At 62.3% G+C, this 8,878-nt stretch carries 7 protein-coding genes; 3 read left to right on the top strand and 4 right to left on the bottom strand.

The window, feature by feature from the left end; genetic code table 11:
* Positions 1 to 154 precede the first annotated feature (154 nt).
* Both AC1DX6_RS25040 and AC1DX6_RS25045 read right to left on the bottom strand, forming a co-directional pair.
* The gene (locus AC1DX6_RS25040; protein WP_477318281.1) at positions 155 to 799 is read right to left on the bottom strand and encodes a glycoside hydrolase family 25 protein; all 645 of its coding nucleotides are present in this window, start codon (positions 797 to 799) and stop codon (positions 155 to 157) included.
* Between the two features lie 25 nt (positions 800 to 824).
* Positions 825 to 1,418 carry a hypothetical protein gene (locus tag AC1DX6_RS25045; RefSeq protein WP_477318283.1) on the bottom strand — a complete coding sequence of 198 codons (594 nt, stop codon included), beginning with the start codon at positions 1,416 to 1,418 and terminating at the stop codon, positions 825 to 827.
* Positions 1,419 to 1,908: 490 nt separating this feature from the next.
* Between AC1DX6_RS25045 and AC1DX6_RS25050 the strand changes: the two genes are divergently transcribed.
* Both AC1DX6_RS25050 and AC1DX6_RS25055 read left to right on the top strand, forming a co-directional pair.
* Positions 1,909 to 2,265 carry an MmcQ/YjbR family DNA-binding protein gene (locus tag AC1DX6_RS25050; RefSeq protein ID WP_477318285.1) on the top strand — a complete coding sequence of 119 codons (357 nt, stop codon included), beginning with the start codon at positions 1,909 to 1,911 and terminating at the stop codon, positions 2,263 to 2,265.
* A 135-nt stretch (positions 2,266 to 2,400) separates the two neighbouring features.
* Positions 2,401 to 3,936, top strand: a complete 1,536-nt coding sequence (locus AC1DX6_RS25055) for a L,D-transpeptidase (RefSeq protein ID WP_477318287.1) — start codon at positions 2,401 to 2,403, stop codon at positions 3,934 to 3,936.
* On the opposite strand, the gene AC1DX6_RS25060 is transcribed toward AC1DX6_RS25055, so the two are convergent.
* Complete coding sequence (locus AC1DX6_RS25060) at positions 3,910 to 4,542, bottom strand: TMEM175 family protein (RefSeq protein WP_477318289.1); 633 nt, start codon at positions 4,540 to 4,542, stop codon at positions 3,910 to 3,912. The two genes, AC1DX6_RS25055 and AC1DX6_RS25060, sit on opposite strands and share 27 nt — an antisense overlap.
* Positions 4,543 to 4,703: 161 nt before the next feature.
* Between AC1DX6_RS25060 and AC1DX6_RS25065 the strand changes: the two genes are divergently transcribed.
* Positions 4,704 to 6,263 carry an MFS transporter gene (locus tag AC1DX6_RS25065; RefSeq protein WP_477318291.1) on the top strand — a complete coding sequence of 520 codons (1,560 nt, stop codon included), beginning with the start codon at positions 4,704 to 4,706 and terminating at the stop codon, positions 6,261 to 6,263.
* 45 nt (positions 6,264 to 6,308) lie between these two features.
* Here the strand turns inward: AC1DX6_RS25065 and AC1DX6_RS25070 are convergent, their stop codons facing one another.
* Entirely contained in the window at positions 6,309 to 8,276 is a 1,968-nt protein-coding gene (locus AC1DX6_RS25070) for a M23 family metallopeptidase (protein WP_477318293.1), read from the bottom strand.
* Between the last annotated feature and the right edge of the window lie 602 nt (positions 8,277 to 8,878).

Genomic DNA, 8,878 nt, shown 5'->3' on the forward strand with positions numbered 1-8,878 from the left:
CGCGGGGCGCTTCCGATCCGGCCTGACCAGTTGCGTGGCCGGGGCCGGCATCGCCGACAAGCCATCCTTAAAGCGGCACGCTTTAATCAGTCTATCGACGGCCGCCTGACTTTATCAGTTAGGCATGCCGAGGCATTTGGCCGCCTGACGGACTCTACGATGCCCAGTCCTGCGCGAGTTGCGCCGCCGTGCCATCATAGTGATCGCAGTCGAGCTGACCGGCGCTGTTGCCCGGGATGCCGGGCACGGTCTTCGGGGCTGGGCCGTTGGGGCCGCCGTCGGTATATTGCCAGAGCCAATAGTTGTTCCAGCTCGCCTGCGGCACCGGAGTGGCGCTGTAGTGCGCGAGCCAGAGCCGATGGCTGCCGAGGAACGCGTCCTTCGTATGGCCGAGTTGCTCCTTCAGCAGGCCGCCGCAGTAGAGCACCGGCTTGCGGCCGAGGCGCTGGGCCAGCTTGTGCAGGAAATCGCGCGCCTGGTTGAGCGTCATCTGGTTGCCGGAGGTCTTCTCGTAGTCGAGCGCTATCAGCGTGCTGTCGTCCGGCTCTGCCCAGCCAAGGAAATTGTCGATCTGCTTGTCGACATCTACCGCAGTTCCCCAGTGATAGGCGCCCCAGAGCAGTCCGGCGGCTTTCGCGGCTGTCCGGCGGCCTTTGTACATCGGGTCCTTGCCGGTTCGTCCGGTCGTGGCTTTGTGGATCACGCCGATAAGTCCGTTCGCCTTGGCAGTGGCGAAGCTGGTCACGTTGTCGCCGCGATAGATGTCCGTCACGCGTACAGGATTGCTTGGCGCAGGCATGGCATTCCTCCCTCAAAGTCAGGTTTCAGGTCGGCTCGCCCTCGACGACTGCGTGGGCATTCGGAATCTTCTGGTTGTTCGACGTTGGAAACTGGTTGCCGAGGAACTGCTTCATGTCGTCGAGCAGGGCGATGACGCGGGTGCGGCTGTCACCCCATTTTAGGTTGTCGTCGGCTGAATCGAGCGTCGTTCCCGGGTTGAAGCAGCCGATGCTGTAGAGATATCCGGCGCCCGGATGCAGCAGGATGCCGCTGCGGGCGCCCGTGCCGAGAAACCGGAAGCAGGGCCGCGGCAGCGCAGCCAGTCCGGGGTCCGTCGAGTAGCCGATGGTCTTGTATTTGTTGTTGGATGCACCGTCGTGGGTCGACAGTTCGTAGGTGCCCGCGGCGATCCGGCGGTGATTGGTGACGCCGCTCTGAGTATTGTCGCCCGGACCCTGCCTTTCGGCGAGCATGCCGCTGAGCGCTGCGACCTTGGTTCCGTTGTGGAACACTTGGTAGTCTCCGACGGTTCGCGCGTAGCTCTTGTTCGCTCTCTTGTGCTGCTTCTTGCGGGTTATGAGAATTTCCCAACCGTTCCCTGAAATAGGCAATCGAACCTCCCCAATCTTCTCAACCAACACTGTCATGTCATGCCGCCCTGCCGCCAGGCTGACAATGCAAACCGGCACCGTACGAGCATTGCGCTCCTACGAAGTTCATTCCCCAACATCTGGAAATAGGTCTGCGAGGTGGCCACTATCGTTGCGGCGCCAGCTTGTCGCTTCTATGAGCCATTTCACAGTATTGGCATATTTTTACTGCGTAAATTCTGTGGTGCGCCCCAGAAGCTGATAGGTCGATGCATATCTACAGCGACACGCTCCAGCAGTCGGCAGGCCATCAGACTTGGACCGCTCTTTCATCGCCGAGGACTGCCGTGATAGACGATGCAGAAGGAACTGCAGGATCCGTTGGCGGAGAAGATCCTGCTGGGCGAGATCCTCGACGGTTCGACCGTCAAGGTCACCGCCGTTCCGACCGGTTGAATTTTCGGTCGAAGCCCACTGTGGTGGCGACCGAGGCTGCAGCCTGAATTCAGGCTGCCTTTGACAAAATGGGTGGGCGTGGATGACGCTGGACGATTACAACGGCTTCTGCGCCTCCTTGCCTTCGGCAAACCATGTCGTCCAATGGGGCGGCGCCCATGTCTGGAAGGTGGGGCCCAAGGTTTTTGCCATTGGCGGCTGGGACGAGGGGAGTGAACCCTTCGTCACCTTCAAATGCTCCGATATCGCCTATGACATACTGAAGGAGCAGCCCGGCTTGCGGCCGGCGCCCTATCTTGCCTCGCGCGGCATGAAATGGATCCAGCGTCAGACAAGCCAGAGCATGGATGATGATGCGCTGAAGGACTATTTGCGCGAAAGCCATCGCCTTGTCGTCCTCAAGCTGACGAAGCAGGTACGCAAGGAATTGGGCCTGTAGCCGCCGGAATCCGCCATCTTCATGCCCGGTTCATGTTGGAACCTTATGGTGGGGTAACTGGTTTGCTGGCGAAGGGGTTCGCCTTGCAGGACACTGCCGGGCGGCGGCAATTACGGACCGGAGAGTTTGGCCACCATGTTCCGCACGATCTTCACCCTCTCGGTGTTCGCCGCTGGGCTCGTATCTTCCGGCGCGCTTGCCGCGCCGACGCAGGACACCGCGCCACGGGCCGTTCGCGCTGACGACGCCGGTGGCGTACTTGTCGCCCAGAACGGCGATTTCGATGTCTACTACGATGCCAGGGGAAACCGTGTCATTGTCGATGCGGAGTCCGGCAAGGTCATCGCCATCCAGCCGCCGCAAACCCGGCTCGACCGCCGCGCCTTGCGCCGCCAGTTGCGGGCGCGCGAACTCGGACGCGCACCCGTCCAAGATGACGACCGCTACTATCTCGACAATCCCGAGGACATGGCGCGCTACCGCCGCAAGCGGCTGGACGAGGATGGCAGCATCATCATCGAGCCGCAGGTCGAAGAGACCGATCCTTATGGCGACAATTCGGCGCAAACCTTTCCGGATGCACCGCAGGACGACAGCAGCTATGACAACAATTATCCGGACGCGCCGCAGCCGGCCAAGCCGGGCACCGTCAAGCGCCAGCCGCTGAACGAGGCCGCCATAGATCCCGCCGAGCCGGAAACGCCGACGGAGCAAGGTGCGCTGCCGCCGAAGACCGACGGCAAGGCATCGGTCGATCCGTCCCTTTCGCTTGGCGCACGCCAGGATGTGGCCAACCTGCAGGTTTTGCTTGACCGCGCCGGCGCCTCGCCCGGCGTCATCGACGCACGCTTCGGCTCCAATGTCGACAAGGCACTCGCTGCCTACAACGAGATCACCGGCAGCAATCTGCGCTCGACCGATGCGGTCGGCATCCAGGCAGCCCTGGCGCAATCCGGCGGCGATGCATTCGCCTCCTATACGATCACCCCGGAAGACGCCGCCGGCCCCTATGTCGCCTCGATACCGGAAGATTACAGCAAGAAGGCGCAGCTCGATCGCATGAGCTACACCTCCGTCACCGAAGCGCTGGCCGAGCGCTTCCATATGGATGAGGCCTACCTGAAATCGCTGAACCCGCAGGCCGATTTCAACCGCCCCGGAACGATCATCAAGGTCGCCAATTTCGGCAGGCTGGTGGCGACGCCGGTTGCCCGCATTGTCGCCGACAAGGGCAAGAAGGAAGTTTTTGCCTATGATGCGGCGGACAAGCTGATCGCGGCCTACCCTGCAACCATCGGCTCTTCGGACACGCCGTCACCCACCGGCACCCATACGGTGTCGCGGATCGCGCTCGATCCGAACTACACCTATAACCCAAACATCAATTTCAAGCAGGGCGAGAACGACAAGGTGCTGACCATTCCGCCCGGCCCGAACGGTCCGGTCGGCTCGGTGTGGATCGCGCTGGACAAGCCGACCTACGGCATTCACGGCACGCCGGAACCCTCCAAGATAGGCAAGACGGAAAGCCATGGCTGCGTGCGCCTGACCAACTGGGACGCGCGCGAACTGGCCAAGATCGTCTCGCCGGGCGTCACGGTGGAATTCGTCGGCGGACCAACAATCGCGGATGTCGGCGGGACCTCAACCGATGAGTTTACGCAGCAGTGAGGCGCGCGGCGCGGCGGCATAGATCAGCTGCACCAGCAGGATGAAGCCGACGCTGAGCAAGGGGCTGACCAGAGAGAGAGCGGCGCCGACCGCCCATAGGATCTGCGCCTTGACGATGCGCATATAGACGGTGCGCCTGGTTTCCGCATCGACATCCTCGGCGACAAGGCCGTTCTTCTCCGCATACCACCAGCTGGCGAACAGCGTCACGCCCAACATCAGCAAATTGAGCCAGTAGACCAGCACCGCCGTCCTGAATTCGAGGAAATCGGCCAAAAGGTCGGTCGAGAACGGCAGCAAGGCGATGAAGGCGAGAAAACACAGGTTAAGCGTCGCAAGCCGCCGGTCGGACCGGGCGATCAGCCCATGCTGCGCCTGCTGGCCGAACCAGAAGATGGTCAGCGTCAGGAAGCTGAGCGCATAGGTGAGAAAGCGCGGCGCCAGGGCCGCGACCGCCGAAAGCAGCTCGCCCTCCGAATGGACCATTTCATGCGCCGGCACCCTGATTTCGAGAACGATCAAGGTGAGCGCGATAGCGAAGACGCCATCGGTGATGCCGACGACGCGCCCGCGCGACTCCGCAGATGGTTCGAGCGGTCGTTTCATGCGGTTTTTCCCCTTTGGATTGCTACGAAAACCTAGCACGAGATTCGCGGTTTGCACCCGTGCGATCCTACCCATGCAGACAGGCCGCTGCCGATCTGGTTTCAATGTGGGTCAATCGCTGGCCGGTTGTTGCCGGCACATTGGGGGTCTAAGCAGGCTGCATGAAATCTCCAAGCGAAGCTGCCGCCATCCCCCTGACCGATTCTCTTCCAAGCGATTCGTTTTGTCCGCCAGCGCAGCGCCGCTTCGTGCTGATCGCCGCGATCCTGGCTTCAGCGCTCGGTTTTATCGACGGTTCGATCCTGGCCATCGCCATGCCGGCGATCCGCGTCAATCTCGGCGCCAGCCTTGCCGAAGCGCAGTGGATTTCCAACGCCTACGCACTGACGCTGTCGGCGCTCATCCTCGCCGGAGGCGCGGCCGGGGACCGATTCGGCCTGCGGCGTGCCTTCGTCGCCGGCATCGCCCTGTTCATCGTGTCTTCGCTCGCCTGCGCGGTGGCGCCGAATGCGGGTGTACTCATTGCCTTTCGCGCCATCCAGGGCATCGGCGCCGCCGTCATGGTGCCGGGCAGCCTCGCCATCATCGCCAAGGCCTATCCGAAGAAGGAACGCGGCAGGGCGATCGGCATCTGGGCAGCGGCCTCGGCGCTGACCACCGCACTCGGACCGGTGCTGGGTGGCCTCGTCCTGTCGGCTTTCGGCGATGGCATCTGGCGGGCGATTTTCGCCGTCAACCTGCCGCTCGGCCTGCTCTCAATCTATCTGCTGCTGGCCAAGATCCCCGCCGATGCGCCAACGGAAAAGCGCAGCCTCGATCTCGGCGGTGCGGCATTGGCCACACTGGCGTTCGGGGCGCTGGCCTACGGCCTGACCTCGATGAGCGCCAAGGGCGAGGGACTTATGTCAGGGCCGAGCATTGCCGCCGGCGTGGTGCTGCTCATCCTCTTCATTGCCTTCGAGCGCCGGCAGCGCGAGCCGATGATCGATCTGTCGCTGTTTCGCATTCGCGCGTTCGCCGGGGCCAATGTGGCGACTTTCTTCCTCTATTTCGCGCTGTCGGCCAACCTGTTCTACCTGCCGATGCTGCTGATCGCCGGATGGGGGCTAAGCACGGCTGAGGTCGGCTTCATCTTCGTGCCGCTGTCGGCGTCGATCGCGCTGCTGTCGGGTCCGGTCGGACAATGGTCCGATCGCATCGGGCCGCGGTTTCCGATCGCCACAGGCAGTCTGGTCGTTGCCTGCGCCTTTGTCGGACTTGCCTGGCTCAGCCATGCCGGCATGCACAGTTTCTGGACCGGGGTTTTTCCACTGATGGCGGTGATGGGGCTTGGCATGGCGCTGGTCGTGTCGCCGCTGTCGACGGCGATCATGACAGCGGTCGAGGACAAGGATACCGGTGCCGCCTCAGGCATCAACAATGCGGTGTCGCGCATTGGCGGCCTGATCGCGGTGGCGGCGATGGGGTCGCTGGCCGCCCGGGTTTATTCGACAGTGCTGGATATCAGCGTCAGATCAGGCATTCCGGGTTTTGGCGAACCGGCAATGGCCGGCATCCCGCCCGAACTCGACGCAACGCGGCTCGCCGCCAGCGATGCGGCCTTCTCGGCCATCGCCTGGGTCACCGCGCTGCTTTGCCTGCTTTCGGCGGTTATTGCCTGGACGACCGTTTCCGGCGAGCGGATGCCATGGTCGCTCCGCGCAGAAAAACCGCAGAGCTGATTCGTTTGGATTGATTCGGGGGCACTGATTCGGAGGCGCGAAGGTTTAGCCTTCGATCTTGGCGCTCGCGACCTTCAGCGAATTGCTGTCTTCCTGCTTGAGCAGGTCGTCGATACGCTCGCGCTCGCGCTTGAAGGCAACCAGGTCGTCGCCCTTCAGAACCTTGCCGACCGGTAGGCGCACGCGCATCGAATCGACCTTGGTGCCGTTGACGATCAGCTCGTAGTGAAGATGCGGACCGGTGGAGAGGCCGGTCTGGCCGAGAAAGCCGATGATCTGGCCCTGGCGAACATGAACGCCCGGCTCGATGCCTTTGGCAAAGGCGCTCTGGTGATTGTACGAGGTCTCGTAGCCATTGGCGTGGCGCAGGATGATCTGCTTGCCATAGCCGCCGGCCCAGCCGGCCTTTTCGACGACGCCGTTGCCGGCGGCGATGATCGGCGATCCGATGGGAGCGGCCCAATCGGTGCCGGTATGCATGCGGACATAACCGAGGATCGGATGCTTGCGGGCTCCAAACCCGGATGTAAATCTACCGTTGGGCAGCGGGTTGCGCAGCAGGAACTGCTCGGCGCTCGAGCCGTTTTCGTCGAAATAGTCGGTGCCGCCGTCCTGCATCTGGAAGCGGTAGAAATTCCGCGTCTGCCCGCCGAACGTCGACGAGACATAGAGCAGCTCGGAATCGTCGGAGGCCTGGTCGTCGCCGTCGGGCTGCGAGAACAGCACTTCGAGGCGATCCGCCGGATTGAGCCTGGACTGGAAGTCGACGCCGGAGGCCAGCAACTTGACCAGTTGCTGGGTCAGCTTCTTGGACATGCCGTATGAATAGGCGGTGCGGTAGATGCCGTCATAGATGTTCGGCAGATTGCCGCGCACCACCACCGGCGGCGAATCGTCGAAGGCGGTCAGCAATTCGGGATTGGGTTCCGGCTCCTGCGCCGGCACATACTGGCCGCGATCGTCGAGCGCGATGGTCACGATATGCGTTGTCTTGTCGTAGACGCTGGTGCGAACCACTTTGGCGGCGTCGCCATGCACTTCAAGCCCGACGCGCAGCACGGTTCCCGCCTTGAGCGCCGGTGCGTTGAGCAATTTGGCGATCGCCTCGGCCATGCCGGTGGCGTCATCGCCCGTATAGCCCGAATCAGCGAAGGCCTCGGTGATGTCGAGGTCCTTGGTGAAGGGAATGATTTCTTCTGCGAAAGCCGGCGTCTGATCGTCGGTAACGGCGCGCGGCGATACCGAGACGTTTTCCGGCACGATCTTGACGTCGTAGGAGCCGGCCATGCTTTCGGCAAAAGCTTCGCCGAATCGCTGCGGATCAACATAGTGCAGCGACGCCACCTGCACGGCGCCATCGCTGAGATCCGTACCCGCCTCGCGCACCACCTTTTCCACCTCATCGGCGGAAAGATCGCTCTTCTCATCGAAGGCCGCCGTCTCCAACGGGAAATCGACGGTCTTCAGGCTCATCTCGGTTTCGACCTTGGCGCCATAGATCTGGCCTGCTGTGGCCGCGGCCGTTGCGGGCTGGCCCGCATTGTCGTCGCCGTCATTGCCAAACACCTGCATCGGGTCGAAAGGCGGATAGGGGCGGTTGGTCGTGTGCCCGGCGGCAAGCGCCATCTTGATCTGCACGAAGGGCATGGTGTGGATGACGTCGCGGTCGCCGACCTTGGTCACCATCGACACTTCCATGCGCCGGCGGTCCTTGGCCTTGGCGATCTGGCGCGGTGCCACCAGCCTGGTGGTCTTGGCGACTTCACCGGAATCATCGCCATTGGCAATGCCGATCAGTTCGGCGATCTCGGGCGGCGTCGCCAGCTGCTGACGACCGTCGAGGGCGGCAAACAGCGCCACGCCCATCAGCACGCTTGAGGTCACGCCGGTAAGGAATGTGCCAGACAGCCAACGCGCAGAGACCTCACGCCGGTCGGGCGGGCCGCTGCGGCCGTCCGCGATCAGCGGCGGCTCATTGCCGAGTACGGCTATGACATCTTCCGTGTCTGGCATCCAGAAAGGCTGCTTCTTCCCCGGGCGGAACGGCTTGTCGGCTCTTGTTGGGCCATGACATTTGCCTGTCACGGCGAGTGAAGTCAACGAAGCGGCGAAAATCCCCACTCACACGCTCTGTTCTACAGTCTCTTATAGAGAGGCGTTTTTGCTCTCTTATAAGAGGTGCCGAACCGATGGTGCGCAGACCCCGCTTTGGTCTCTCATAAGAAGGCGCCGCGCGGGTCGCGCGGGCCTTCTTTGTTGGCCTTGGTGTCGAACCGCAATGCGGCGGCAATAGGGCTCCTTCTTGGCAACCCCAATGTTCCCCTGGGGCAGTCTGCGGACTCCAAAACTTCTGTCGCAAAAAGTTCAAAAACATGCGTGATCGGTGTTGACAGTTCTGGTTGGTGGCGACTATATACGCCTCACGAACGAGGGCGGTGCGCCGCTGGCGGCGAAGCAGTTTGCTTCTGAGAAAGCCCTTGTGAGAATTCAAGAGAGCCGCGTAAGCGACACTCGGACGGCCCCGAAGCCACAAGCGTAACGGGCCACGACATCGCGTCTGCGGCGTCTGTTCTTTGAAAATTGAATATTGAAGAAAGAGAAACGTGGGCGGCAGA

The organism is Mesorhizobium sp. P2_C4 (genome assembly GCF_056404575.1).